The organism is Pseudoalteromonas sp. SWN166, assembly GCF_015864485.1.
Taxonomy (GTDB): domain Bacteria; phylum Pseudomonadota; class Gammaproteobacteria; order Enterobacterales; family Alteromonadaceae; genus Pseudoalteromonas.
This window is the reverse complement of record NZ_JADYXB010000006.1, coordinates 124472-150001: the sequence shown is the minus strand read 5'-3', so window position 1 is coordinate 150001 and position 25530 is coordinate 124472. Positions and strand designations below refer to the sequence as shown.

Below are 25530 nucleotides of genomic sequence, written 5' to 3'. Positions count from 1 at the left end.
GTTTTTGTTTTATTGTATATGCACTAACACTGCGAGGACACTATGGAACAATTCAACCCACTTCAATTTTATAAATGCCTAGCGGACGATACGCGTTTAAAAGCAATGCTATTAATTAGCGACCAAGAAGAGCTGTGTGTGTGCGAACTTGTTGCTGCACTTGAACTAAGCCAGCCTAAAGTGTCGCGCCATTTAGCACAGTTAAGGCAATGCGGATTACTGAGCGACCGTAAGCAAAATCAATGGGTTTATTACAGTATTAATAAAGTCCTGCCTGAATGGGCTAAAAATGTATTAACGCAAACCCTGACTGCTAACCCTTCATTTTATGAAAACGATTTAACGCGGTTAAATACTATGGGTAATCGCCCTGAACGAGCAGCTAGCTGTTGTTAACTAACTAATTAGTAAATAAATTAACTCATTAAAGGTATTTTATTATGACGATTAAAGTAGGCATTAACGGTTTTGGCCGTATGGGGCGTTTAACACTGCGCGCAGCAGTTGATTGGCCAGAAATAGAGTTTATTAAAGTAAATGACGTAGCGGGCGATGCTAAAACCCATGCTCATTTAATTGAGTTTGACTCAGTACACGGGCGCTTAGCACAACACATTACCAGCGATGAAAACTCTTTTAGTGTAGGTAAACACACTATTTTAGTGACGAATAATAAAACTATAAATGAAACTGATTGGTCAGATTGCGATGTAGTAATAGAAGCCAGCGGAAAAATGAAAACCACTGAATTGCTAAAGCAATATTTAGAACAAGGTGTTAAGCGTGTTGTAGTAACGGCGCCAGTAAAAGAAGACGGCATACTAAATGTTGTAATGGGTGTAAACGATGACCTTTATAACCCAAGCGAGCATAAAATTGTTACGGCGGCCTCGTGTACAACTAACTGTTTAGCGCCAATAGTAAAGGTTTTGCAAGAAAAAGTGGGCATTAAGCACGGCTCAATGACCACTATTCACGATATAACCAATACACAAACTATTATTGATGCACCGCATAAAGATTTACGTCGCGCACGTTCGTGTGGGACTAGTTTAATACCAACCACAACCGGCAGTGCAACGGCTATTACGCATATATTCCCTGAGCTTAAGGGCAAGTTAAACGGCCATGCTGTACGTGTACCTCTTACTAATGCGTCAATTACCGATTGCGTATTTGAGCTTGAGCGCGGCGTTACACAAAGTGAAGTGAATACTTGGTTTAAAAACGCTGCAAATAACGAGCTAAAAGATATTTTAGGCTACGAAGAAAGACCGCTTGTATCGGTAGATTACAAAACAGATCCGCGCAGCTGCACCATAGATGCCCTTTCAACCATGGTAATTAACAACACTCAGCTTAAGTTATACGCTTGGTATGATAACGAGTGGGGTTATGCAAACCGTACTGCTGAGTTAATGCTTAAAGTTGCAAAAAGTGATGTGGTTTAATCTCGTTTAAAAAGGTTTAACGCTATGTTTGCGCAGTTAGCTAGTTTACCAAGTTCTATAAAACAATATTTAATAATTACCGGTAATTACTGGGCATTTACTTTAACAGATGGTGCGCTGCGCATGCTGGTGGTGCTGTATTTTCATCAGTTAGGATATGGCGCATTTGCAATAGCCATGCTGTTTTTGTTTTATGAAATTTTTGGTGTGATCACCAATTTAGTCGGTGGTTGGCTTGGGGCGCATTTAGGGTTAAATAAAACCATGAATGTAGGGCTTGGGCTGCAGCTTGTCGCTTTGGCCATGCTTTGCGTGCCTGGAGATTGGCTAACTGTTGCCTACGTAATGGCAGCGCAAGCACTTAGTGGTATAGCTAAAGATTTAAATAAAATGAGCGCAAAAAGCGCTATTAAGTATTTAGTACCGCAAGGCGATGCCGGGCAGAGCCAATTATATAAATGGGTTGCCATACTTACGGGTTCTAAAAATGCGTTAAAAGGAGTGGGCTTTTTTTTAGGTGGCTTGCTACTTACCGTATTTGGCTTTGTAGGTGCGCTAGTAAGTTTAATAGCTTTACTTAGTGTTGCGTGGGTTATTAGTTTAATTTATTTAAAAGGCGATATTGGCAAAGCCAAAAATAAACCTAAGTTTAAAGAGCTATTTTCTAAATCGCGGGCAATAAACCTACTTAGCGCAGCGCGTCTATGTTTATTTGCAGCGCGCGATGTGTGGTTTGTAGTGGCATTGCCAGTTTACTTAGCTGCTCAGTTTAACTGGGATCATTGGTGGGTAAGTGGCTTTATGGCCCTATGGGTTATTGCTTATGGATTAGTGCAGTCGCAAGCGCCACGTATAACCGGGCAAAGTGATTCAAACTTACACACAGTCAAAAAAGCGTATTGGTGGGTTGCTTTATTAAGTGGCGTAACCAGTATTTTAGCGTTACTGATGCAATTTGATATAGCGGTACATTTTACGCTTGTAATCGGCTTACTTATTTTTGGCGGTGTATTTGCTATAAATTCATCATTGCATAGCTATTTAATAGTAAGTTTTGCTAAAGACGATGGGGTATCGCTCGATGTTGGTTTTTACTATATGGCCAATGCAATAGGGCGTTTGCTTGGTACGGTGCTCTCTGGCTGGGTTTTTCAAGTATATGGGCTGGTGGCGTGTTTATGGGTAAGTGTGTGTTTATTAATTATGGCTACAATTACAACTGCATGCTTGGCTAAGCGTTAAAAACTCAACTTATTGTATTAATTTCAATTTGTTTGATGATATTCATAGCTTCGTTGGTTAGATCTACTAAACTGTATCAGTAGTTTTAATTAAAGGGTGAGATGAATGCGGGAAATATCGCTAGCAAAAAAATTACTGTGGCTTACTGTCGGAAGTATATTTATTACCGTATTGGTGCTTTCGAGCATTTTATGGTGGCAGTTATCTGCAAGTAATGAAGAGCTTGCAAGCAAGTCAGAAAATTATATTGTTGCTGAAGTAGAAGAAAAGTTAAATGCGAATGCCGCAATATATGGTGAAAAAATAGCGGGTTTTATAAACGAAGCTTACCGAGTGCCATACTCTTTAGCCGCTTTATTAGGTGATACCGCAAAAAGCGAAACCCTTAGCCGCGATACGGTAGTAAGTATAAATCGCTCTATTTTAGAACAAAACACATTACTCTCATCTATTTATTCTCAGTTTGAACCAAACGCGTTTGACGGACAAGATTCGAGCTTTAAAAAAGGCTACAAACACTCCGTTAATGGCGATGGTACCTTAGAAGTTTATATAACACGTGACCAAAACGGTGTAATTGAGCAGCAAAAAGTAGCTAATGCTGCCGATAAATACATTGCCTCTTTAAACGAATTTGGTATTCGCGAAGCGCATTGGTACTTATGTGCAAAAGACACGCTTAAGCCTTGTATTATGGAACCGTACTTATACGAAATTCCTTCGGGCGATTCAGTAATGCTAACTTCGTTAACCGTGCCTATTTTAAAGTCAGGCCAGTTTATTGGTTTAGCGGGGGTTGATTTAACGCTACCTACTTTTCAAACAATGACTGAAGAGCTTTCTAAGCAGCTTTATAATGGCCAAGCCAAAGTAACCGTGCTTAGCGATATTGGTTTAGTTGTAGGCAGTAGCCATTATAAATCTAAATTAGGACGCCCATTTAAAGAAGCCGTTAGTTCTGACTTGTTTAAAGAGCTTGAAAAATTTAAAGGCCAAAAAGGTATATTTAAAACATCCTCTGAGTACTTAGTTAATTACCCTATAAATATAAAGCTAGCTAACACAGACTGGTTTTTAATTATTGAAGTACCAAGTAACTTAGCTTTAGCTGGCCCTGATGCTTTATCGCAAGATATGACTGACACAGCAAACGACTTAGGCGCAATGATTTTAATTACAGGTGCTGTAATTGCAGTAATCGCGTTTATCATTATGAAAATTGTTATTGGTAGTGTGGTTGCACCGCTTCAGCAAATTCAACAACGTGTAGATAATCTTGCAAGCTCAGAAGGCGATTTAACACATACACTTCATGTTGAAACCCACGCAGAACTTATTGCTCTGGCGGGGGGCTTTAATGCCTTTTTATCAAAGTTACGTATTTTAATTACAGAATTAAAAGATGTGTCTGATCAAACCAAGCAACAAGGTGAAATAGCGCAGCATATAGCTATTGATACTAAGCATAATGTGCAATCGCAGTTTCACGAAATTGAAAGCGTTGTAACGGCTATGAACGAAATGAGCGCTACAGCACTTGAAGTTGCAAGAGCATCAGAGCAATCAGCCCAGCAAGCCGATGAAATAAATGGTTTAGTTGTTAGCAGTGAATCGAGTTTATCGTCAGCAATGACGCAAGTTAAAACCATGTCTGAAGAAATTAAAGAAGCTAACCAAGCAGTCGAAAAAGTAGCTTCACGTAGTAAAGATATTACGCAAATATTAGATGTAATTCGGACTATTTCAGAGCAAACAAACTTACTGGCACTAAATGCCGCTATTGAAGCTGCGCGCGCTGGCGAACATGGCCGAGGCTTTGCAGTTGTAGCAGATGAAGTACGTGCACTTGCTTCTAAAACACGTTCATCAACTGACGACATAAGTAAGTTAATTGATAGCTTATTACACGAGGTTGGTAATGCTTCAACGGTAATAGAAAAAGGCGTAGTACGAGCACAAAATGCCGTTGATGAAACGTCAGTAGCTTTTGATGCACTGCACAGTGTTGTTGTTAAAGTTGATGAAATAACCAATCAAATTACGCACATTGCTACCGCCGCTGAAGAACAAAGCTTAGTGACTGAAGAAATTAACCGTAATCTTACGCTTATATCTGATGCCGCGTCGCAGCTTGCTGACCTATCAACTCAAGCTGGGGATAGCAGCGAAGCACTTAATGCGCTTGTTGCCCAGCAAGATAGCGAGCTAAACAAACTTAAAACTTAATTTTAAGTTTTAGGTATAAAAATGGCCAGCTTATGCTGGCCATTTTTATTTAGTGAGTAAGTATAACTTGTTGATAATAAACGCCAATCAATGTTTATAACTTTTTAATCAACATAAACATTTGGTTGATCATCGGCTGCGCTAATTGCTCAACACCAGGGCGGTTAAAGTAGCCACGTAATCCTGTAAATTGCACCTGAAAAAAGCGCGCATATTCAACAGCGGTTAACGTATCACCTAACTCACCTTTGTTTATTGCTTGTGTAAACAATTGCGTTAAATAAGCTTCAAATTGAGCTGCTAACTCTAAACTTAACTCGTATAGGTTTGAGTCTTTTTCTGCAAATTCACTGTTTGCTTTAACTAACATGCAAATTGCACTTGGGCTGCAATCTTTTGTTTTAATTACCACGTTTTCTACAAATGCACGCAATCCACCAAGAACCGTATCGGCACTTGATAAAAACCCTTCTATTTGGTTTTTCATTTGTACGGTGTAATCTTTCAGCGATTCGCTGTATAGCCCTTCTTTAGAGCCAAACGCAGAGTAAATACTACCCGGGCGCATATTAACGGCTTCTTGTAAGTCACGCGTTGAGGTTGCGTGAAACCCTTTTTGCCAAAATAGCTGACTAGCAACGCGAACTACATTCTCGCGTTCAAATTTAACCTTATTAGCCATATCATTCTCAATCAATTTGAACATTTGCTCAATTTTAACTTGAACAGTCGCTCAAAATCAAATATTATGTGTCTCGAAGTTACTTAAAACTAATTAATTATTGGAGCTAGATATGACAGAATTTACTTTATACACAGCAGAAAATGCACCTGAAGAATCAAAATCTCTAATGGCTGATTCAGTAGCTGCATTTGGTATGGTACCTAACTTACACGCGGTAATGGCTGAAGCACCAACATTACTTAAAGGTTACCAAGTACTGCATGAGTTGTTTCAAAAAACATCGTTCAACGCAGAAGAGCTAACAGTTGTATGGCAGTCAATTAACGTTGAGCACGCGTGTCACTACTGCGTACCAGCACATAGTGCAATTGCAGCTTCAATGAAAGTTGACCAAGATATTGTTGATGCACTTGTAAACAAAACACCACTAGCTAACCCTAAGCTAGAAACTCTTCGTGAAACTACACTTGCAATGACACGTGAACGTGGCGTGATCAGCGATGAGCAAATCGAAAAGTTCTTTGCAGCAGGTTACGGCAAGCAGCAACTACTTGAAATTATTGTTGGTTTATCTCAAAAAGTAATGAGCAACTACACTAATCACCTTGCTGATACACCAGTAGATGCACCATTTAAAAAATTCGTAAAATAATTTACGATTTTTAAAGAGTGAAATAACAAAAAGGCAGCCTAGGCTGCCTTTTGTATATAAATTGCGGCTATTTAAATTTAACCGCTTTTGTACTGTGGGTATAAGTACGGCTTTCAGGTTTAGTCCATTCACCTTTTTTTAGATATGAGGTCGACACTTCAAACTTACCGTTTTGTAAGTTACTGGTCGATTTAACCTTAGTGATCCCATCTTTGCTGCCTGTTACATCTTCATAAGCGACAAATTGAGTAGGGCTTAATACCTTCATAATCCCTTTTGTATAAAATCCTGCGGTGGTGAAGTAGTAAAATACGAGTGACTGCTTTTTAGTATCGTAAAAAATCATCGACTCACCGCCATACTCACCTTCGTTAATTGAGTGCATAGTACGTATAGCTTTACCATTTAGCGCGCGTTCCCACTTACCTACATCTTGTACAGGTTTTGCGCCTTCAGGTACATTAAAGTCAGCTTGCCACGTTCCTAGGTAAGGTTTAAACACTTCAAGCTCTTTATCGAGATTACTGGCAGTTTCACTAGCAAAACAACCAAATGTACATAAGCATAATACTAAGAATAGCGATTTAAAGTATGTCATAATTTGATTCTTATTTTTATAATCGTAGTGCCCAGTATAGGTGATAATTAATTGATAAAGAAAATATTAATCACGTTCTCATTGCTTTATTTAGCTGTCATTTGGTTGGCTTACCCGCTGCAATACTTACCCGTTTATATACCAATATATGTACCAGGTTATGTAAGTGTATTAAGTGCTATAACCTTTTTAATGTATGCATGGGATAAACGACAAGCTAAGCGCTCTTCACATACAAAAGTGAACCGCACACCAGAGCGCACGCTGCAGCTTCTTGCATTATTTGGAGGATGGCCGGGGGCATTGCTTGCTCAACAATTACTACGTCATAAATCGCAAAAGCGACGCTTTATTATTGTGTTGTGGTTATGTATTTTAGTTAATGTGGGATGTAGTATTGTCGCTATTTATTTTCCAGATTTATTGTTAGGTTAAAGTATAAATAGGAAAAGGACTTTTTATGACTAATACAAGATCGGCTGGCGTGACTTTAACGCTTATTTTATTTTTATTAATACCAATGCAAGGATGTGCAGACATGTTTGGCTTTTTTAATAAACAAGACGTTACGTTGTCGTTGCCTGTAAAAGGCAGACTATTAAACAAGGGTGAGCCCCAACAGGGCGTTAAAGTAACAAGAGAGCTGATTTATGGCGACACTTATGTTGATGAAGCAATAAGTGATAGTGCTGGCTACTTCTATTTTAATAACAAAAAAATACGCAGTTCAAAGCCTTCAAACATGTTTTTTAATAGCTCTTTGCTACAGAGTATTTATATTGAAAACAAAAAAGATGAAAATTCAATCTTATGGTACACCACTATACAGTTCACCGAAGAGCAAGTACTGCTGCTGTCTGATATATTAAATAACTTTGAATGCGAGCTTACTGAAGAGCCAATAACATACGATATACCGATAAAAAACACGGGTCAATTTTATACAGTTTATACACGTTGTAAGTTATAGAAATTAGTGAGAAGTTTTATAAAGCCACTAATGTTTATCTATTAGTGGCTTTAATATAACGATTAACGTTTTAACTGTGCTTCATTTTGGTTTAGTAAACGAATTATAGGGTTTTGCTCTAATATTTTACTTTTCAAAATATAACCAATAATTAGTCCAGCTATAAAGCCACCAATATGCGCACCATAATCAATGCCATCAGGGCCTGTTACTGCACCAAAAATGTTAAATCCTAACCAAATAGCAAAAAACCATACTGCAGAAAGTTTCTTCTGATAAATTACAAACATAAAAGTAAGGCTTGCGTGTCTAAACCACATTAAGTACATGCCAAATAAACCTGCTATGGCGCCACTTGCACCCACGCCTGGTATATCCGACATTGGGCTTACAATGTAGCTTGCAAACGATGCGAGTAGTCCACAGGCTAAATACCACAACAGAAAGCGTTTATGGCCTAAAACATCTTCTAGGTTATCGCCAACGATATATAAAAAGTACATATTGCCGACTAAATGCATTATAGAGCCATGTAAAAATACGCAAGTTAATACAGTCCATAGCTCATTACCTTTGCTTAAATCTGCAGGTGTCATAGCAAAGTTATCAATAACATAGCTAAATGAGCTCGGATTTAAAAAATAAAGTGCAAAAATCAATGTATTTAAAACAATAAGGCCGCGAGTAACCCAAGGGGTTTTTTGTGGTTTAATGTTATATTCAACAGGCATTTGCGTTAAAAATTGGAACAAGTAGGTTTTCCAACTTACTTTTTGATTTAGCTCGCCTAAACTCGCTTTTATTTCAGGGCTTTTTTCTACACTTTCAAGCTCATCTTTATCAATCCAGGTGCCATCGCAGTGTCTACAAACATCAATTTCGGTATGAAAAGCTTCAAGTAAATGAAAACGCTCCAAACTTTTTTTACAATCCGGACAGTCAAGCTCAGAAACGCCTAATGGCTCACCAAAGTGAGTTTCAAATTTATCACCTTCAGGACCGTCATTTATCTCAGAAATCATCCTGTTCACTTCATTTTTCTCGAACCATAAACCACCGCACTCACGGCAAACATCTATTTCTTCACCTTGATAATTGGTTGCTTCTAATGGATGGTCTTTGCAATGAGGACAGTTCTTAGTTAGCATTTTCAAGTTCCTTTAACGAACCAACAGAAATATCATTCTGCTGTAATTCCATTTTTAATTGTTTAGCGCTATTTTTTAATGCTGGTAGTGTTTGAGTTTTAATTAAGTCTGTTATTTTTGCTAATTCGATAGAGGCTTGCTTAGCAGACATTTTGCGATTTATTGCGGCATTGATGATAAAGTCGGCTCGAGAATAAAACCGACGTATTCTAGTTAAAAATTCACTCGGTGTTTCAAGCGTAGTAGGAGAAAATTGCATGGTTTTCCATATATACTGCTCAAGTGTCGGTTTAAAAAACTCCATCTCTGATGTTGGTGGGCTCTTCGCTAAGCGTTCTGAATACTCGGCTACCGTGTTGGCATTATCATTAACTTCGTCATAAAGTGATGTACGTAAATAGTAGTTATCTTCCATTTTACTAAATGAATCAAACTTAAGTGCTTGTTCTAAGCCGCTTTGAGCCGCTAAAAAAACACCAAATACAGTAGAAATAACCATAAAAAATTGATTTAGCCAAAAACCTGTGCTTTTCAGTTCTTTATGATCGACCGTTTTAAGGGCTTGAGTGAATTTTTGAGTAACTATAGGTGGTTTTGTATTGTTTTCTGGGGTGTGATTAGTTGGTTCCAATAGCTTATTCCTTAAATTTTTGCTTCCTTTTTAGGCACGCAAGAATACTTAAAAATTAGCCAGTTAGCAATACCGCTTCTCATATTGGAGATGTTTTTACATATATATTCCAGCATATAAAAATAGCTATCCGGTAGATTTTTACTTAGCTTAAATACCTAATAAAGTGAGTATTTAAGCTAAGGCAGAACTATTTTAAACTTTAAATTGTTTGATTAAGTCATCTAGCGAGTCGGCTAAACGAGAAAGTTCATGGCTCGACATATTAGTTTGTGTAGCGCCAGAGGCTACTTCTGCAGCAATGTCTCGTATTACTAGCAAGTTTTTATCAATTTCACGAGATACATTTGCCTGTTCGTGAGCTGAAGATGCAATTGTCGCATTTTGACTGTTTATATGCGCAACAGCAGTCGTTATCTCTATTAAAGCTTTGCCTGCTAACTGTGATATATCTAAGCTTTTTTGTGCTTTGTCATGGCTGCTTTGTACTGAAATTACTGTGTTTTTAGTTCCACTTTGAACTGACTGAATCATTAGCTCTATTTCTTTTGTTGATTCACTTGTTCTATGGGCTAATGCACGAACACCATCCGCTACAACAGCAAAGCCTCGGCCATAACTACCTGCTCTTGCTGCTTCAATCGCGGCATTGACAGCCAGTAGATTCGTTTGATCGGTTACATCTCTGATCACATCAAGCACCGATCCTATTTTATTGACCTCTGTGGCTAAGTTTTTGATACCGTCTTGAGTTTTATCGATTTCACTAAGAAGAGCGGTAATAGTAGTTACTGTATCTTCTACTTGTTTTAAGCCAGCAAGCGCTTGTTCATTTGCTGAGTCTGACTCTCGAGATGTGTCGGCTGAGCTTTGCGCAACGTGTTCAGCTGAAACTGTTAACTCGGTAACTGCGGAAATAGCTTGCTCTAACTGCTCATTTTGCAAAATGATACCCTGCGTTGATTGCTCAGTAATAACACTTAACTCTTCTGATGTAGAGACTAAGTTATGAGATGAGTCTTGAATTTTATTAATGGTATTTCTGAGCGTTTGTTGCATCTGACTCAGTGCTATAATCATGCTTGTGGTTTCATCATTCCCTTCATCGCTAATCGGTTGGGTTAAATCGCCTCGGGCTATGGAATGCGCTAAATGTAAAACGTTGCGCATAGGCTTTATAATACTTCTGGTAAACGACCAAGCAAAAAACCAAACTAAAATAATGGCGACAATTAACGTGATCCAAGCAAAAAAAACGGATTGGTCAAAAACGTATTGTGCTTTAATTTTACCATCACGAATATTTGCTTGCTGACTTTCTACAATACTATTAATAGCTTGTGTTACGCCATCACGAACCTGCTTCATCTCATTCTCTTGAAGGCTTTGAACGCCTTGTAAGTTATTTTCAGCTAATAATTTAATTTGCTGATTTTGTAGAGATAAAAATTTATAAATATCAGATTCAATCACTTCTAATTGGTGTTTTTCATTTTTAGTATTAAGCAGTGGCGCCATTTTTTTTATATTATCGAGTAACGTGCGTTTTGTATTATCGAAAATTTGTTTGTATGAAAGTTGATTCGCTTCAGTTGCATTAATTACATTGCTATTTTGCAACCTTAAATTATAAAAGTCTGAAAGGATAATTAGAGAGGTTTCAAGTGCTGGCACGTTAGTTTCTGCAATCGTATTAATCTCGGTATTTAATAGGTTAAGTCTAAATATTGAAACTAAGCCAACAAGAATAACTAATAACCCTATAAAGCTAAAGGCGAGTGCCGAGCGCAGTCGGATTGATATTTTTCTAAGCATGTATAAAACCCAAACAAAAGTGAATAATTTCGAAATATAAAATTATAGATAGGGATATATTAAATATTTATTAATATAAAAGGCGTTTTTATTATTTAAGTTTTATTATAAGTTGTTTTTTGTTTATAGAAATAGAGTTTTTTCTTAAAACTCTAAGTGGCTGTTATTTAGAGTTATTTATCATGATTTTTGAAGGAGAGTTGTTTTTTATTATCTTTTTTTAAAAAAATTAATTCCTGCATAAAATAGGATTAAATATATTAATTAAAGAAATGGTTTCAAATGTAATGGCGAGACTACAAAGTACTACAAAAAAGATACACATCTGGTGCGGGTATAATTGATTAATGACCTATTTATTTGGCTGGGTTGGTTAACTGTTAAGCTAGAAATAAAATAAGCGGGCATGATATTATCTAATTTAAATGTAAGTAATTAATATGTATGGGCAAGGCTTTGTTTATCGCATAAGGAAAGTATATTGATCATTATATAATTGATAATACGGAGATTGTGGATAACCTGTTTTTACTTTAGCTAAAAGTTAAGCTTTATTTTTCACAGATAAAGGATCTGACTTTAAAAGCACAGCACCGCTTTTATTCTCGCCTAAATGATCATCCTTATTATAAATAGGGCAGCTTTTGAGCGATAAACAGCCGCAACCTATGCAACCATCAACGCGGTCGCGTAAACGCTGCATATGCGTAATGCGCTCATCAAGTTGCGCTTGCCAATGTTTTGAAAGTGCTGACCAATCTTGTTTTGTTGGTGTGCGGTTGTCGGGTAGGGTGGCTAAGGTGTTTTTAATTTCATCGAGTGTAATTCCCATCGCTTGTGCCGCTTTTATAACCGCTACTCGGCGCAGAACATCGGGTTTATAACGTCGCTGATTACCACTGTTTCGCCAACTACGTATCAAAAATTTTGTTTCGTAAAAGTGAAGAGTAGATACTTTCACACCGCTTCTTTTTGCTACATATCCAACGGTTAGATTGGCTTCGGTTAATTTTTTTTGTGAAGCGTCCATTATTTTAATCCTTTAGTTGACCTCAATATAGCTTGAGGTTTTAAGCTCCTACCACATTAAAAAAGGAGCTAACTAAATGCAACAAAAACTTGAGCGTAGTACTGTTATTATTTATTCAAGCGCACGAAAAAACGGCAATACCACAGCCCATGTTAATAGCTTTGCCGAGCAAAATGATGTGCGTGTAATTTGCCTGGATAATTATAAAATTGCGCCGTACTGTTATGACAAAAAATATAAAAATGATGATTTTCACGCTGTATTTGAAGCGCTTTTAAAGTATGACCATTGGGTGTTTGCCTCACCCGTTTATTGGTACAGCACCACAGTACAAATGAAATTATTTATTGATAGAATAACCGATTACATGGACGATGAAGTATTAAAACCAAAGCTTCGTAGTTTACGTGGTAAGCATTTTTCAGTGCTCTCAAATGCGTCATCAACCGAAGCTCCCGCTTGTTTTATAGAGCAGTTTAAGAATACGTTTTGCTATTTAGGTATGCAGTTTATTAACCATAGCCATAAAAGTACCCAAAAGGTTGCTTAAATTGCAGCCTTTTTTGGTTGTCTCTGGTAGTTTAGTAATAATCTTAAAAAACACAGGATTGTTTATGAAATACCTATTAATACTTTTACTTATTAGCCCATTTTCGCAAGCGGGTGAAAACCTTATTAAAGGCTTTGGTAGCTTTTATAATGTACCTCAGCATGCACCGATTAATGATTCCACCGTATTTAAAATAGCTTTTGATGTTGGTGATGGTGCTAAAAAAGGTGATCAAAACAATTCAATGAATTCACTTGCCCGCTTTATTAACATGCATGTAGCACACGGTGTAAAACCAGATAACATTCAATTAGCGTTAGTAGTTCATGGTAGTGCTAGCGTTGATGTATTGGCTAGCAGTGAATATAAAGAACGTTTTAAAATGGACAACAAAAATCAAAGTTTAATAAAACAATTGTTGGCCAATAACACCGTAGTTTATGTATGTGGGCAGTCGGCTACACATTATAAAGTAGCGCCAGAACAACTAATAGAAGGTGTGCAAATGTCACTTTCGGCGATGACAGCACATGCTCAGTTACAACAACAAGGTTATACACTCAATCCATTTTAATGACTCAAATGACAAAAAACATACTCTGCTTTGGCGATTCTAATACCTGGGGATTAAACCCTATAACGGGTAAACGTTTTGATGAAAATACCCGCTGGACATCGCTATTAGCTAAAAACTTAGGGTGTGACTTTACTGTAATTGAGGCGGGGCAACCTAATCGTACTTTAGTATATAACCCGCCTTTTGATGGTGTGCTAAGTGGTGTTAGTTATTTAAAGCCTTATTTAGATAAGCACGAGCTCGACTTTATTATTATTGCTCTTGGTACGAACGATCTTAAAAAGCGCTTTAACTTAACACCTCGTTTAATAGCCGATGGCTTAAATGATTTAATTAACTCTATACATATTTATTATCAGCAAGGTAGTACTTTACAAGCCCCTGAAATTATTATTGCCAGCCCACCTAAAATAAGAATTACCGAGCAGTACTCACGTATTTTTGAAGGGGCCGATATAAAAGCAATAGAACTATCTAACGAATTTAAGTGCGTGGCAGCTAATAATAAATGCGATTTTATTGACCTTAATGCATCTATTAACGTGTTTGGCGGTGACGGGATCCATTTTGAAAGTAGCCAACACTTAACGGTAAGCTTTGAAATTACTCAATTAGTTCAAGAATTGTTAAAAATCCCTTAAATCTACCTGTTTGAATTTAATGCAACTTATGCAATCATCTAAATAAAGTAGTGATATAAATTAATAAGCTCGGGATGCTATGAAAAAGTACCAACAAAAATCGATTATAGCTATTTTAACCGGAGGGTTAGTTTTTGTAACTGGCTGCTTTATTTTGCTTAATTTTTCAGCCCAGCGGTTAACAGCACAAACAAAATCTGATGCTGAGTATATTCTAACTCATATAGATGGTGCAATTGCAGAGAGGCGTCGAATTCTTACCCCATTAAATAAGCTGGCATTTAAACAGTGTGATAACGCGACTCTTCTTGAGATGCGCCGCGCTTTATTTGACGCAAAATATGTAATTGATATAGGCTTTTTTAAAGATAACCAGCTAGTTTGCACTACTGGCGCGGGCTTATTAAGTAAACCAATTAATGACAAACAGCCTGACTTTATTCGAGATGATGAAGAGGTGAGAGTTCGTTTTGAGCCAGAGCTTTATTTATTATTATTTAGTGAACGCCCTATGGAAGTAATTATAGTCAGGCAAGGTGACTATAATTTAATTGTGCAGAGCACGCCTTTTACCAATATCGGAATTATTGCGCCAGATTGGGAGGTTATTTATAAAGCACCAAATGCTTTACATCATTTAGCGGGTAAAGAGGGGGTGTATCAGCAGGTAAAAAGTAATGTTTTCTTTCCTTACTCAACTAATTCAGTTTGCAGCTCTACAAATAGTCATTATTGTGTAGTAGTGCACTTACCTTGGAGTCTGTTTTTTTCTAATAATCACTTATTATTAATAATTTCGTTAATTTTAACCTGTTTAGCGGGCATATCGACTGCACTAATTGTTGATGCAAGAATTGCTGCACGTCGCTCTACTAACCAGCGTATCCGTAAAGGGCTTAAAAAGGGATCATTTTATTGGACTTACCAGCCCATTATTTGTTTACAAAGTGGCAAGCTGATTGGTTGTGAGGTACTTGCGCGTTTTGAAGATAAGTACGGGGCTTTATTCCCAGATGAGTTTATTCCGGTTATCAGAAAAAACAATTTAACATGGACTTTTACTAAGGCAATGATTGCTACAGCGATAAAAGAGTTGACCGCTATAGAGGCATTACCTGATGGCTTTAAAGTATCGCTTAATATATTTCCGTGCGATGTAGAGCAAGGTAATGTGTCGTTACTGCCGCAAATTACAGAGCTAACCAATTCACGCTTTATTATTTGTTTAGAGATAACCGAAGACGAATACCTTGATACAAGCATTGCGCATGCTCATTTTAGAACATTAGTTGAATCGGGGTTTAATTTATCATTAGATGATTTTGGTACGGGTTACTCAAATTTAAGAAACTTACAAAATTTAAGTTTTCACCAACTCAAAATTGACCGTACGTTTGTTCAAGATATAGCAACTGAGGGCTTAAAAGCTTCTATGATCCCAAATATTATGGAACTTGTGCATAAGTTTAATTATACCTGCGTAGCCGAAGGGATTGAAACCACAGAACAAGAAGCTATTTTAAAAACAGCGGGTGTACATTACGGACAAGGTTGGAAATATGGCAAGGCTATGACTGCATCTAAATTTAAAAGTTACATAGCTAATCAACATTTTTAGATCTCAGCTGCCATACTAAACGTATCGTTATGAAATTTAAAAAATTATGTTTATTATGATCAAATTAATATTAAGTGCTTTTGCATTTTTACTACTTAGCGCATGTACCACGCAATACCCAAACCAACAAATAACAGGGAAGCAGTTTCCAATTATTAACGGCGAAAGCTTAGAACAAAATATGGTAACTATACCTAGCGACTTTAAAGCAGATAAAACACTGCTGCTTATTGGTTACAAGCAAGACAGTCAGTTTGATATAGACCGTTGGTTAATTGGCTTAGACATGGCGGGCGTTACGCTTCCTACCTACGAGCTACCTACTATTGCGGGCATGGCGCCACGCATGTTCAGTACATTTATAGACAGTGGTATGCGCAAAGGCATCCCTAAAGAATTATGGGGCGGAGTAATCACTATTTATAAAGATGGTGAAGCGGTTCAAAAATTTACAGGTAATGAAAGTCCAAATAACTCTCGCGTAGTACTTATTAATAACAGTGGCGAAATTTTATATTTTTATGACCGAGGTTTTTCGGTAGATGCGTTAAATAAATTAAAAGCGAATATTGAGTAGCCTTTAAATTCATTTGTTTAGGTTAATTAAAGTGAAAGGGAGCGAATGCTCCCTTTCTATTGTATTTTATTTAAAACGCGTAACTTACACTAAAACGCGTAGTGCGAGGCATAATGTAGCGACCATTTGGTGAATCTGCATTACGTGGGTCACCCTCCGTGATGCCTTGCTCATCAGTTAAGTTATCAATTGCTACTTGAAGCTTAATACCTTCCATTGGTTCTAGGATGAAACCTAAATCAACTTTCTCATAGCCATCGAGTGTTACCGTATTTTCGTTATTGCCAAAGCGATCATCAACAGCTGAAAGTGTACCGTATAAAGTTGCATACATACCTTGCAGTTCAAAGTCGTAGCTTGGTGTTACACGTACTTGCCATTTTGGTTGGCGCTGCGACTGGTTACCATCGTTTGTTGGGCTCTCTGTAATTTCAGCATCTTGTAAAGTCGTATTTAAATTAACAGAAAAACCAGACTCATGATTAAAGTTGTAATCAAGCTCTATACCGTATGCTTCGTTTGTTAAAATTTCAGCAGGTACGCCAGGTCGTCGTACAAATGTGTCGCCTTTAACTTCATTTACAAATACGGTTGCATAAAAGTCGGTTGATTCAGTAATTAACTTATAGCCAAGCTCGCCTTGAGTTATTTCTTTAATAAGCTTTTCGCCGCCTTCGTAAGCATCAAAGTTATCTCTAAAGTCATCAAAGTAAGGCATTTTATAACCACGGTTAACACGGGCAAACACACCCATATCATCATTAATTGAGTAGTTTAACCCTGTAGTCCACGATGTTTTACTTTCATCATAGCTAACGGTTTTAGTAATAATACCGTCAAGGCCCTCATCTACACTGTATTCTACTTCGTGGTTTTCTTGACGTACGCCAACATCAAGCGTAAACGCATCAGCAAATTTGTATTCACCGGTGACATAAAACGCGTTAGTGCGCGCATCACCTGTTGAGCTTATGTCGTAGTTAAAATCACAACCATCGGTGCTTTGATTACATTCAATCCCCGTTAATGCTTCTCCGCCTGATTCAAGTACATGGTATGCAGTGTTACCTAAGCTCCACCAATCTTTTGCTGAAGTACTTGCAGTGTAATACCCAAAGGTTGTTGATAGGTCGCCAAATTTTTTCGAAAAAGCTAAATCATTAGTAAATGAGCTGATTTCTTTAAGTACGACCCATCGACCAAGTTGTTGGACTGGGGTATCGCTTGCGTATTCAGTGTTTGTAACTGCTCCAAATGCAGTTTGGCCGTTATCAGCAACGGCTCCAACCGTTGTTGCTGAGCCACTAGGTACTAAACCGTAGGTATTTGCATCGCCTTTGGTAATGTTAAAGCGATCTGAAAAATGCCAACCATCTTTTAGCTCTAGCTTAATACTACCGCCCGAAACATGGCCGTCCCACCCTCGGCCATCACCTAGGTCAATATCAAGTGCTTGTGCATCGGGGCCTGTAAATATTGTTGCTTGACGATTTAGCGTACCAAGTTGCGTATATTCTGCGTCAATACCATCAACATTAAGGGGTGTTGGTAAGTACCATGCACCGTGATCGTCTGTTTGGCGGGTATAAAAGTTAAGCTCACCGTTGTCTAAATCTTTAGTAATGTTGATTGTAAATTGGCTACCTTTTTCAGAAGTAAAGCCCGCATCACGAATACCCGGAGAGCTTTTTACGTAACCGCCAACCATAAAGTATAAATCGTCAGTAATTTCACCACTCATCACAGCATCAACTCGCTGTAGGTCGTAATCAGATGTTGTGTATTTAAATAAGCCTTCTGTTTCTTCGCCACCACGTTTTAATCTAAAATTGGTTGTTAATCCTGGTTGTCCGTTAGATAAAACAGGATTAGGTCCACCACGTAGAGCTTCTACTGTCTCAATAGTTTCATCAATACGAAACATTGATGAGTTTTCTAAAAATGACAATGTTGAAGCAGGATAAATAGGTGAGCCTTCAATACTGAGTGTTAAAAATGGGGCATCACCACCACCAGGAAAACCACGAACAAATACATTAGCGCCCGATTCACCACCTGAGCTTTCTACCCAAACACCAGGTATTGCTTTAAACAAGTCAGCGGTGCTTTTTGGAGACAGTTTAATAATTTGTTCACTATCGATATTAGTTACCGCATAGCTGGCATCTATTTTTCTAACTCCAACACCCGTAGGTGTTCCCGATACCACAATGCGCTCAACTTTCTGTTTTTCTTGTGTTTGCTCTGCTGCAAATGCGCATTGAGTGCTAAGCGCTAAAGTAATTGCACACGCTAATGTGCTTTTTGCTTTATTGATTTTCATGTGTGTGATCCCGTTTAGTGTGTGAAACAGTGTGATTTTTCAGCCTTATCTCTCAAAATTTAATGTAAATAAGCTGTGTATGTTGAAACCTTAGAGATAAATGCAAACGTTTGCAATATTTATTTGTAAATTATTTATGAATTTATATGGTTTATTTATTGAGCTTATTTATCAGATAAACATTTTTTAAGACGTTGTTCGCGCCAGTAAAAAATAATAATGCTATATTGTCAGCAGGTTAGATAATTGTATTAAGCAACCAGAGTTCAGGCTAATTAGTGGCAACCGGCGATTTAGGGAAATCATGAATAATAAAAAAATTAAATTAATTGATTTAGCAAAACTAGCAGGTGTATCGACTTCAACAGTTTCGCGTGCGCTTAATGATAATCCGCTAATTAAGCAAGAAACCCGCGACAAACTACAGCGCTTAGCTAAAGAACATAATTTTAGCCTGAATACTGCTGCAAGCCGCTTGCGTACACAAAAAACCAATGTTGTGGCAGTTATAATTAACCTTGATGAACAAACAGAGCAGTCGATTAGCGACCCATTTTTACTTAAAGTGGTGAGCGAAATTAACCTTGCGCTTAATCAACAAGGGTTAGAGCTTTTATTATCAAACTCAATAATGGCGCAAGACGATTGGGCTAATTACTTTATTAATAGCCGCCGTGCAGACGGCATTATTGTGGTAGGCCAAGGTAAAAACCAAACCAATATAGAAAATGCGGCTAACGCAGGTGTTCCGCTGGTAGTATGGGGGGATCCTAAAACACCCAGTAATTATGCCATTGTAGGAAGCGACAACTATTTAGGGGGCTTGCAAGCAACTACGCATTTAATAGAGCATGGAGCTAAAAATATTGTATTTTTAGGTGACCCAGAACACGGTGAAATTAGCGAACGTCATCGAGGTTACTCTGCTGCATTAGCATCCCACAAATTAAAGCAACATGTTGTATCTATTGATATTACAAGTAGCTCTGCGTACCAATCTATTAACCAATTACTGCGTGAAAAAGGCCTTTATTTTGATGCCATAGTTGCATGTAGTGACATGGTTGCTTTAGGGGCAATGAAAGCCTTAAAAGAGCGCTATGTAAGTATTCCTAACGATGTAGCCTTAGTGGGCTTTGATGATATTGCTATGGCCGACATTAGCCACCCTTCATTATCGACCATCCGACAAAACACACAGTACGCAGCCACGCTATTAGTTCAAAAGCTAATGCAACAACTCGCTGGTGAAAAAGTCGAATCACAAGTCATTGATATTGAATTAATTACCCGTCAATCGAGTAAACGTTAACTTATAAATGATGTTGAGTTAATGTTAAAATCAAAATGCAAACGATTGCATTGGCGGTTATTCTAAATTAAACTCAAACCTCACTGATATAAACACACACAGTGTATGCACTCATTATGGGCATACAATAAAGGTCGTTATAGCGTTTCAATAACGCTCTAAAGCGAGGGCAATTATGAGTAAAACAAAAGTCACACTGGCTATTGCAGCAAGTTACTTTATTTTCGCTATTTTATTAAATAGTGTAGGTACCGTTATTTTGCAGGCAATAAATACCCTAGGGGTAAGTAAAACAGAGGCCTCAGTTCTTGAGGGGTTTAAAGATTTATCCATTGCGGTAATGTCATTTTTAGTGGCTTCGTTTATTCCTCGCTTGGGCTATAAGCTTGCCATGCTTGGGGCACTTACTGTTGTTGCGCTTGCTTGTGTAAGTACTGCTTTAATTAGTGACTTTTATGCGTTTAAAATTTTATTCGCAGCCATTGGTTGTGGCTTTGCTGTGGTTAAAGTATCGGTTTACTCTATTATTGGCCAAGTAACAGATGATGCTAACAGCCACTCTTCATTACTAAACACCATTGAAGGCATTTTTATGGTTGGTGTATTAAGCGGCTATTGGATTTTTACTTCTTTTATAGATCCAGACGATTCAACCGCGTGGCTTAACGTTTATTATTTGCTGGCAGCGCTAACCCTAATTGTTATAGCGAGCGTCATTGCTGCGCCTATAAAGCCTGCTATTGTAAGTAAAACTAAACGCTCAAGCTGGTATGACTTTATAGCTATGCTAAAGCTAACATATCAACCATTAGTGCTCATATTTATAATCAGCGCTTTTTTATACGTACTAATTGAGCAGGGCGTAGGTACTTGGTTGCCCACATTTAATAATGAAGTTTTAAAACTCCCTGTCGCTATTAGTATTCAGTTGGCTAGTATTTTTGCTGCAGCACTTGCGCTTGGGCGCTTAGTGGCAGGGCAAGTACTTAAACATATTAATTGGTTTGCTGTATTGTGCAGTTGTTTAATTGCTATGGCTGGTTTAATACTCATTACCTTGCCACTTACCGAAAATATTACTGAAAATAACGTAACGAGTTTATTTGACGCTCCTCTTGCTGCATTTGTTTTGCCGTTAATTGGTTTTTTTATGGCACCTATTTATCCGGTACTTAACTCCGTTATGCTCAGCGCACTTGAAAAACATCGTCATGCCGCTATGACTGGCTTAATTGTAGTTTTTTCAGCACTTGGTGGCACAACAGGCTCAATAATAACGGGTTATGTATTTGAGCACTTTAGTGGCCAGCATGCGTTTTACCTTTCTTTGGTTCCTATTAGTTTAATTTTTATTAGCGTGGTTTTTTTCAAAAAACGGACAGATGCTATCTCACAACACACAACCACAGCTTAAAAGTAAGGAAAGTTATGAGTTTTTTCGAGAGCCAATTATTTAAAGATGTTCAAACACAGCATGTATTTAGTGACTGTAAAACATTTGCAGATGCAATTGCGCGTGTTAATTGGCAAAGTGCATGTAAAAGTTATGAGCAACTAGCTCCTTTAAATAATGCGCAGCTTAGTGAGTTTGTAAACGCACACTTTATTACTTCCCCCGTGCTAACAATGGACACTGAAGTTGATACGTCATCTGTTAAACAGTATATAAATTCGTTATGGACTGGCCTTAGAAGAGAGGCCGATATTCCAAAGCAAGACTCATTACTTGCACTAAAACACAGCTATATTGTGCCTGGTGGACGTTTTCAAGAAATTTACTATTGGGATAGCTATTTTACAGCCTTGGGTTTAATTGATGCAGATAAAGGTGATGTAGTTGAAGATATGCTACTTAATTTTATCGATTTAATTAACGATTATGGCAGTATTCCAAATGGTAACCGCCGCTATTATTTGTCACGCTCGCAACCACCTGTTTTAGCACTCATGGTCGAATTATTATGGGAGCATACACACCGTAAGTCGCTTAATATGCAATGGCTAAATATGTGTGTGGCAGCGCTTGAAAAAGAATATAGGTTTTGGATGCAAGGCGCGCAGTTGCTTTCAGATAATATGTTGAGTTCAAACCGTGTGGTAAGAATGCCTTGTGGCGGTATTTTAAATCGTTATTGGGATGATGCGGGCGAGCCAAGGGCTGAGTCACTACGAGAAGATTTAGAGTTAGCACAAGAGTTGGCTGATGATCAAAAAGCTGATTTTTATCGTAATATTCGTGCTGCGTGTGAGTCGGGGTGGGATTTCAGTTCTCGTTGGTTGGGGGAGTCTAATTTGCTAAGCTCTATTCAAACAACCGATATTGTTCCTATTGATTTAAACTCCCTTATGTATAACTTAGAAAATCAGTTAAGTAAGTTTTTTAAACTGCTCGGCAATAGTAAGCAAGCTGAGCATTACAAATTACTTGCTGGCAATCGTAAAGTACTTATAAACACGTATCTTTGGAATGAATCTATCGGTTTTTTTGTTGATTATAATAGCCGTAAAGCCACTCAATCTCAGGTACTTAGTGCTGCAGCCTCTACCGCTTTGTTTGTTAATCTAGCCAGTAATGACCAAGCTACCAAAGTAGCAACATTGTTAGCCAATGATTTTTTAAAAGAGGGTGGTATTGTTACAACCATTACTCATACATCACAACAATGGGACAGCCCAAATGGTTGGGCACCATTACAGTGGTTTGCTGTAAAAGGGCTTAATAATTACGGTATTACACAATTAAGCTCGAATATAATGCAAAACTGGATAAAGATGGTTGAGCAAAATTTTGAGATAAATAAGTGCTTGCTCGAAAAATATAATGTGTGCACCCCTAACGTTTTAGCAAGTGGTGGGGAGTACCAAGTGCAGCAAGGTTTTGGTTGGACAAATGGTGTAACAACTCGATTTTATAAGTTACTAAACGACTAATCCGATCTGTTATTTATCTTATAAAAGCAATTTAATTGACTCGATTTTTAATTTTAAGCATTGATTTTATTCTGTTTTATTTATTTAAGGATGAGAAGCGATAACTGTATTTTAATACCAAAATCTCATTGTAAGTTGTATTTGATTTAGGTAATGTGGTGTAAATGTTTCAAGGAAGAAATTTATGCCCCATACAAACTCGGTATTTGTAAAAACAACGTTTCAATCATCTTTTCATTCGCATAATTACACCGCTATTTTAAGAACACTGCAAGCTCTGTTCGGTGATATTAAAATGGATGATGTTGTGCCTAAAGTAGAGCAGCGAGCTAATTATGATTTGTTTTTAATAGATGGTGCTAAAAGCAAATGGCAAGACCTCATTCCAGCAGACCTTATTTGTTTAGCTAAACATTATAGCGTAGTTATTTTTAATGTTGATAAAGACGATGTATGCGAGCAAAACTTATTGCTTAACCATTTTAATGGCGTTTTTTATAAATCTGATGCACCAGAAGATATTTTTAAAGGGTTAGTTCGGGTTAATAGCGGCGAGCTTTGGTTTACGCGTAAAGTAATTTCAAAAGCATTTAGTGATATTTTAGCTGTGGCATCGTCGTTTAATGGTCTACACGATGATATTGAATTAAAGCAGGACGATTACGATCATTTAACAAAGCGAGAAAAGTCTGTTATTCATCTAATTGCACAAGGTGCAAGTAACCATACCATTGCAGATAAACTCAATATTAGTGATCATACCGTAAAAACACATCTATACAGTGCGTTTAAAAAAACAAACTCACGCAATAGAGTGGAGCTTGCTAATTGGGCTCAGCGCTACGTTTCTGTATTATTGCCAATGGCTAAATAGCTTATTTAGCATTAAATTTCCCTATAAAAAAGGCTACTTTGCGTAGCCTTTTTTATTTGTTATGACTGCCAGTGCGATTAGCTTACTTTTTTAGCCCATAAGCCTTTATCAATACCTTTTGTTATAAGGTCTGTAAGTGCTTTTTCTATTGCTTGTGTTACACAAATGCTCATAGGTTCGTTGTCACTAAAGCCCGCTTCTGCTTCGGCTAAACGTTTGTAGCTCACGTATCTAAAAAATCCTGCACGCATTTCTTGGCTTAATACTTTTTTGCTGGTGGCAACACTTAGTAATACTTGGCCTGTGCGAACATCTACAGCGCGTAGATATATTGAAATAGCATCTTCACGATAAAGCTCAGAGGCGCCTATACCAAAGTACTCCATGCCTAAGCCACCTGTTTTTACATTGGTGTCGTAGCTTATAATACCGCCTTCTAAAATGATTTTAGCGGTGGTAAGTGGTGGTAAATCGGCTTGGTTAGGATTATCTCCTTGGCCTGCTCGAATAATTTTTCGCTCAGTTAATATGTTTTGCAAGCCCTCTCGTTCTAATGGCGTGAACCAATCTGATTCGTGCAGTGCTTGTATAAGTATTGAATTAGCACCTTGAGTAACGGCCGTTGAAAATGAGCTTACGTTAGTTTGCGGCTTATATTGACCTGTTTGATCTCTAAATGAGTAAACAGATACCGGAATACTACCGACAGGTTTAGGTAGGTTTTTTAGGTCTGCAAATAATTCAGTTGGCTCTAAGCTAATAGCTTTTTGCTGTGATGGTGGAATAAGATTTCCCAAACTTGCACAGCCGCTCAAAACCAGTAATGTTATTGTTATTAGTAGTTTATACATTATCCAAACCTCGGTACTTCAATTATCACAACAGAGTCATCTAATATATTTGTTATTTTTACTGTAATAGAATCGGTTGTGCTGGTTATAACTTCAATTTGATAATCACCACTCATAAAAATAGAGTCCTGATTAAAAAGGCTATCTTCTATATCCTCACCAAATGCCATATCGGTAATTTCTCTTACCATGCGGTTTAAATAGGTGCGCTCTAAAGAGTCTTGAAATTGTTCTGCGTAGCCTTTTTCGATTACCGGTGCTTTGTGCTTATTTTGAGCTTGTGCTTTGCTTAACAGCATATTTGCATTTAGTGGGTTACCACCAAAGCTTGGATTAATTGGAGTATAAATTATTTCAGTCGCTTGGGACGAAAAGCTTAATATTGTTGTTATTATAAGGGCCGTTTTTTTCATTTTACCATCCATCTTTAGCCATATCAGGGGTTGATGCAGCCATGTTTGTTCGCGCCATTGCGTCTATTACTGTAAATACCGCTTGTTCAACACGCTCATCAAGGGGTTCTAATCTGCGACCTAAATAAGTCGCGTAAACAAGTTGGTTATTCATTATTAAAGAAAGTTGTGTGCCCGCTTTTGGTATTACGGTTTCTTTTATTTCGATATTAAAACCAGCCGTAGAGGGGAGATCTCGCCAATAGTTCGAAAATTCATAATAAAATTGATGACCAAAGCGGCTAATACTTCTATCGAGTAATAAGCCATCTATTTCTAGTTCATCAGCAGCATGAGTTGCTCCAGAAAAACATAGGAAGAGTGTGAGTAGGTAACTATTAAAGCTAATGTTTTTTTTCATAATTTAAAATGGGGA

26 protein-coding genes are annotated in these 25530 nt (G+C 37.6%); 16 read left to right on the top strand and 10 right to left on the bottom strand.

Annotated elements, in window-relative coordinates; all coding sequences use genetic code 11:
- The first annotated feature begins 42 nt into the window (after nt 1–42).
- From I6F49_RS05645 to I6F49_RS05630, 4 genes are all read left to right on the top strand, one after another.
- Nucleotides 43–396 (top strand): metalloregulator ArsR/SmtB family transcription factor, encoded by a 354-nt coding sequence (locus tag I6F49_RS05645; RefSeq protein WP_197179079.1) that lies wholly within the window; start codon nt 43–45, stop codon nt 394–396.
- Between the two features lie 44 nt (nt 397–440).
- Nucleotides 441–1451, top strand: a complete 1011-nt coding sequence (locus I6F49_RS05640) for an ArsJ-associated glyceraldehyde-3-phosphate dehydrogenase (RefSeq protein WP_197179069.1) — start codon at nt 441–443, stop codon at nt 1449–1451.
- Nucleotides 1452–1475: 24 nt separating this feature from the next.
- Nucleotides 1476–2693 (top strand): organoarsenical effux MFS transporter ArsJ, encoded by a 1218-nt coding sequence (gene arsJ, locus I6F49_RS05635; RefSeq protein ID WP_197179067.1) that lies wholly within the window; start codon nt 1476–1478, stop codon nt 2691–2693.
- 105 nt (nt 2694–2798) lie between these two features.
- Entirely contained in the window at nt 2799–4919 is a 2121-nt protein-coding gene (locus I6F49_RS05630; RefSeq protein ID WP_197179065.1) for a methyl-accepting chemotaxis protein, read from the top strand.
- A gap of 94 nt (nt 4920–5013) precedes the next feature.
- Here I6F49_RS05630 and I6F49_RS05625 read toward each other — a convergent pair whose 3' ends face one another.
- Complete coding sequence (locus I6F49_RS05625; RefSeq protein WP_166421033.1) at nt 5014–5601, bottom strand: TetR/AcrR family transcriptional regulator; 588 nt, start codon at nt 5599–5601, stop codon at nt 5014–5016.
- Between the two features lie 112 nt (nt 5602–5713).
- Here I6F49_RS05625 and I6F49_RS05620 point away from each other — a divergent pair, with 112 nt between their 5' ends.
- Nucleotides 5714–6256, top strand: coding sequence for a carboxymuconolactone decarboxylase family protein (locus I6F49_RS05620; RefSeq protein ID WP_166421034.1), 543 nt, complete (start codon nt 5714–5716; stop codon nt 6254–6256).
- Between the two features lie 67 nt (nt 6257–6323).
- Here I6F49_RS05620 and I6F49_RS05615 read toward each other — a convergent pair whose 3' ends face one another.
- Nucleotides 6324–6854 carry a hypothetical protein gene (locus I6F49_RS05615; protein ID WP_197179063.1) on the bottom strand — a complete coding sequence of 177 codons (531 nt, stop codon included), beginning with the start codon at nt 6852–6854 and terminating at the stop codon, nt 6324–6326.
- Nucleotides 6855–6905: 51 nt separating this feature from the next.
- Here I6F49_RS05615 and I6F49_RS05610 point away from each other — a divergent pair, with 51 nt between their 5' ends.
- The gene (locus tag I6F49_RS05610) at nt 6906–7289 is read left to right on the top strand and encodes a DUF1294 domain-containing protein (RefSeq protein ID WP_197179061.1); all 384 of its coding nucleotides are present in this window, start codon (nt 6906–6908) and stop codon (nt 7287–7289) included.
- A 25-nt stretch (nt 7290–7314) separates the two neighbouring features.
- Nucleotides 7315–7824 carry a DUF6795 domain-containing protein gene (locus tag I6F49_RS05605; RefSeq protein ID WP_231615044.1) on the top strand — a complete coding sequence of 170 codons (510 nt, stop codon included), beginning with the start codon at nt 7315–7317 and terminating at the stop codon, nt 7822–7824.
- A gap of 62 nt (nt 7825–7886) precedes the next feature.
- On the opposite strand, the gene I6F49_RS05600 is transcribed toward I6F49_RS05605, so the two are convergent.
- The 4 genes from I6F49_RS05600 to soxR all read right to left on the bottom strand — a co-directional run bounded on the left by I6F49_RS05600 (nt 7887) and on the right by soxR (nt 12448).
- On the bottom strand, nt 7887–8972 hold the full coding sequence (locus tag I6F49_RS05600) for a rhomboid family intramembrane serine protease (protein ID WP_197179059.1): 1086 nt from the start codon (nt 8970–8972) through the stop codon (nt 7887–7889).
- Nucleotides 8962–9603, bottom strand: a complete 642-nt coding sequence (locus tag I6F49_RS05595) for a hypothetical protein (protein ID WP_197179051.1) — start codon at nt 9601–9603, stop codon at nt 8962–8964. Before I6F49_RS05595 ends, I6F49_RS05600 begins: the two co-directional genes overlap by 11 nt.
- A gap of 195 nt (nt 9604–9798) precedes the next feature.
- A complete protein-coding gene (locus I6F49_RS05590) occupies nt 9799–11418 on the bottom strand; it encodes a methyl-accepting chemotaxis protein (protein WP_197179049.1) in 1620 nt (539 codons plus the stop codon).
- Nucleotides 11419–11962: 544 nt separating this feature from the next.
- The gene (soxR, locus tag I6F49_RS05585; RefSeq protein WP_197179047.1) at nt 11963–12448 is read right to left on the bottom strand and encodes a redox-sensitive transcriptional activator SoxR; all 486 of its coding nucleotides are present in this window, start codon (nt 12446–12448) and stop codon (nt 11963–11965) included.
- Between the two features lie 76 nt (nt 12449–12524).
- Here soxR and I6F49_RS05580 point away from each other — a divergent pair, with 76 nt between their 5' ends.
- The 5 genes from I6F49_RS05580 (at nt 12525) to I6F49_RS05560 (ending at nt 16411) form a co-directional block, all read left to right on the top strand.
- A complete protein-coding gene (locus I6F49_RS05580) occupies nt 12525–12998 on the top strand; it encodes a flavodoxin family protein (protein ID WP_197179045.1) in 474 nt (157 codons plus the stop codon).
- Between the two features lie 64 nt (nt 12999–13062).
- On the top strand, nt 13063–13572 hold the full coding sequence (locus I6F49_RS05575) for a DsrE family protein (protein WP_197179043.1): 510 nt from the start codon (nt 13063–13065) through the stop codon (nt 13570–13572).
- 8 nt (nt 13573–13580) lie between these two features.
- Entirely contained in the window at nt 13581–14216 is a 636-nt protein-coding gene (locus tag I6F49_RS05570) for an SGNH/GDSL hydrolase family protein (RefSeq protein ID WP_197179041.1), read from the top strand.
- 79 nt (nt 14217–14295) lie between these two features.
- Nucleotides 14296–15834 carry an EAL domain-containing protein gene (locus tag I6F49_RS05565; protein WP_197179039.1) on the top strand — a complete coding sequence of 513 codons (1539 nt, stop codon included), beginning with the start codon at nt 14296–14298 and terminating at the stop codon, nt 15832–15834.
- Nucleotides 15835–15889: 55 nt separating this feature from the next.
- On the top strand, nt 15890–16411 hold the full coding sequence (locus I6F49_RS05560) for a hypothetical protein (protein WP_165729403.1): 522 nt from the start codon (nt 15890–15892) through the stop codon (nt 16409–16411).
- Between the two features lie 70 nt (nt 16412–16481).
- Here I6F49_RS05560 and I6F49_RS05555 read toward each other — a convergent pair whose 3' ends face one another.
- Nucleotides 16482–18734 carry a TonB-dependent receptor gene (locus I6F49_RS05555; protein WP_165729404.1) on the bottom strand — a complete coding sequence of 751 codons (2253 nt, stop codon included), beginning with the start codon at nt 18732–18734 and terminating at the stop codon, nt 16482–16484.
- Between the two features lie 304 nt (nt 18735–19038).
- Here I6F49_RS05555 and I6F49_RS05550 point away from each other — a divergent pair, with 304 nt between their 5' ends.
- The 4 genes from I6F49_RS05550 (at nt 19039) to I6F49_RS05535 (ending at nt 23851) form a co-directional block, all read left to right on the top strand.
- The gene (locus I6F49_RS05550) at nt 19039–20046 is read left to right on the top strand and encodes a LacI family DNA-binding transcriptional regulator (protein ID WP_197179037.1); all 1008 of its coding nucleotides are present in this window, start codon (nt 19039–19041) and stop codon (nt 20044–20046) included.
- Between the two features lie 175 nt (nt 20047–20221).
- Nucleotides 20222–21460: an MFS transporter gene (locus I6F49_RS05545; protein WP_197179035.1), complete on the top strand. Its 1239-nt coding sequence runs from the start codon at nt 20222–20224 to the stop codon at nt 21458–21460.
- A gap of 14 nt (nt 21461–21474) precedes the next feature.
- Complete coding sequence (locus tag I6F49_RS05540; protein WP_197179033.1) at nt 21475–22977, top strand: trehalase family glycosidase; 1503 nt, start codon at nt 21475–21477, stop codon at nt 22975–22977.
- 184 nt (nt 22978–23161) lie between these two features.
- Nucleotides 23162–23851 (top strand): response regulator transcription factor, encoded by a 690-nt coding sequence (locus tag I6F49_RS05535; RefSeq protein WP_197179032.1) that lies wholly within the window; start codon nt 23162–23164, stop codon nt 23849–23851.
- 77 nt (nt 23852–23928) lie between these two features.
- On the opposite strand, the gene I6F49_RS05530 is transcribed toward I6F49_RS05535, so the two are convergent.
- Genes I6F49_RS05530 through I6F49_RS05520 form a run of 3 tightly spaced genes read right to left on the bottom strand, consistent with a single transcriptional unit; the run spans nt 23929 to nt 25515 of the window.
- Nucleotides 23929–24702: a CsgG/HfaB family protein gene (locus I6F49_RS05530; RefSeq protein ID WP_197179030.1), complete on the bottom strand. Its 774-nt coding sequence runs from the start codon at nt 24700–24702 to the stop codon at nt 23929–23931.
- Nucleotides 24702–25127 carry a curli assembly protein CsgF gene (locus I6F49_RS05525; RefSeq protein WP_197179028.1) on the bottom strand — a complete coding sequence of 142 codons (426 nt, stop codon included), beginning with the start codon at nt 25125–25127 and terminating at the stop codon, nt 24702–24704. Before I6F49_RS05525 ends, I6F49_RS05530 begins: the two co-directional genes overlap by 1 nt.
- Nucleotides 25117–25515, bottom strand: a complete 399-nt coding sequence (locus I6F49_RS05520; protein WP_197179026.1) for a curli production assembly/transport protein CsgE — start codon at nt 25513–25515, stop codon at nt 25117–25119. The genes I6F49_RS05525 and I6F49_RS05520 overlap by 11 nt, the downstream gene beginning before the upstream one ends.
- Between the last annotated feature and the right edge of the window lie 15 nt (nt 25516–25530).

Bases quoted from the DNA above. Each gene is read 5' to 3' on its own strand.
- I6F49_RS05645 (WP_197179079.1), top strand. From the start codon at position 43: ATGGAACAATTCAACCCACTTCAATTTTATAAATGCCTAGCGGACGAT.
- I6F49_RS05640 (WP_197179069.1), top strand. From the start codon at position 441: ATGACGATTAAAGTAGGCATTAACGGTTTTGGCCGTATGGGGCGTTTA.
- arsJ (WP_197179067.1), top strand. From the start codon at position 1,476: ATGTTTGCGCAGTTAGCTAGTTTACCAAGTTCTATAAAACAATATTTA.
- I6F49_RS05630 (WP_197179065.1), top strand. From the start codon at position 2,799: ATGCGGGAAATATCGCTAGCAAAAAAATTACTGTGGCTTACTGTCGGA.
- I6F49_RS05625 (WP_166421033.1), bottom strand. From the start codon at position 5,601: ATGGCTAATAAGGTTAAATTTGAACGCGAGAATGTAGTTCGCGTTGCT.
- I6F49_RS05620 (WP_166421034.1), top strand. From the start codon at position 5,714: ATGACAGAATTTACTTTATACACAGCAGAAAATGCACCTGAAGAATCA.
- I6F49_RS05615 (WP_197179063.1), bottom strand. From the start codon at position 6,854: ATGACATACTTTAAATCGCTATTCTTAGTATTATGCTTATGTACATTT.
- I6F49_RS05605 (WP_231615044.1), top strand. From the start codon at position 7,315: ATGACTAATACAAGATCGGCTGGCGTGACTTTAACGCTTATTTTATTT.
- I6F49_RS05600 (WP_197179059.1), bottom strand. From the start codon at position 8,972: ATGCTAACTAAGAACTGTCCTCATTGCAAAGACCATCCATTAGAAGCA.
- I6F49_RS05590 (WP_197179049.1), bottom strand. From the start codon at position 11,418: ATGCTTAGAAAAATATCAATCCGACTGCGCTCGGCACTCGCCTTTAGC.
- soxR (WP_197179047.1), bottom strand. From the start codon at position 12,448: ATGGACGCTTCACAAAAAAAATTAACCGAAGCCAATCTAACCGTTGGA.
- I6F49_RS05580 (WP_197179045.1), top strand. From the start codon at position 12,525: ATGCAACAAAAACTTGAGCGTAGTACTGTTATTATTTATTCAAGCGCA.
- I6F49_RS05575 (WP_197179043.1), top strand. From the start codon at position 13,063: ATGAAATACCTATTAATACTTTTACTTATTAGCCCATTTTCGCAAGCG.
- I6F49_RS05570 (WP_197179041.1), top strand. From the start codon at position 13,581: ATGACAAAAAACATACTCTGCTTTGGCGATTCTAATACCTGGGGATTA.
- I6F49_RS05565 (WP_197179039.1), top strand. From the start codon at position 14,296: ATGAAAAAGTACCAACAAAAATCGATTATAGCTATTTTAACCGGAGGG.
- I6F49_RS05560 (WP_165729403.1), top strand. From the start codon at position 15,890: ATGATCAAATTAATATTAAGTGCTTTTGCATTTTTACTACTTAGCGCA.
- I6F49_RS05555 (WP_165729404.1), bottom strand. From the start codon at position 18,734: ATGAAAATCAATAAAGCAAAAAGCACATTAGCGTGTGCAATTACTTTA.
- I6F49_RS05550 (WP_197179037.1), top strand. From the start codon at position 19,039: ATGAATAATAAAAAAATTAAATTAATTGATTTAGCAAAACTAGCAGGT.
- I6F49_RS05545 (WP_197179035.1), top strand. From the start codon at position 20,222: ATGAGTAAAACAAAAGTCACACTGGCTATTGCAGCAAGTTACTTTATT.
- I6F49_RS05540 (WP_197179033.1), top strand. From the start codon at position 21,475: ATGAGTTTTTTCGAGAGCCAATTATTTAAAGATGTTCAAACACAGCAT.
- I6F49_RS05535 (WP_197179032.1), top strand. From the start codon at position 23,162: ATGCCCCATACAAACTCGGTATTTGTAAAAACAACGTTTCAATCATCT.
- I6F49_RS05530 (WP_197179030.1), bottom strand. From the start codon at position 24,702: ATGTATAAACTACTAATAACAATAACATTACTGGTTTTGAGCGGCTGT.
- I6F49_RS05525 (WP_197179028.1), bottom strand. From the start codon at position 25,127: ATGGATGGTAAAATGAAAAAAACGGCCCTTATAATAACAACAATATTA.
- I6F49_RS05520 (WP_197179026.1), bottom strand. From the start codon at position 25,515: ATGAAAAAAAACATTAGCTTTAATAGTTACCTACTCACACTCTTCCTA.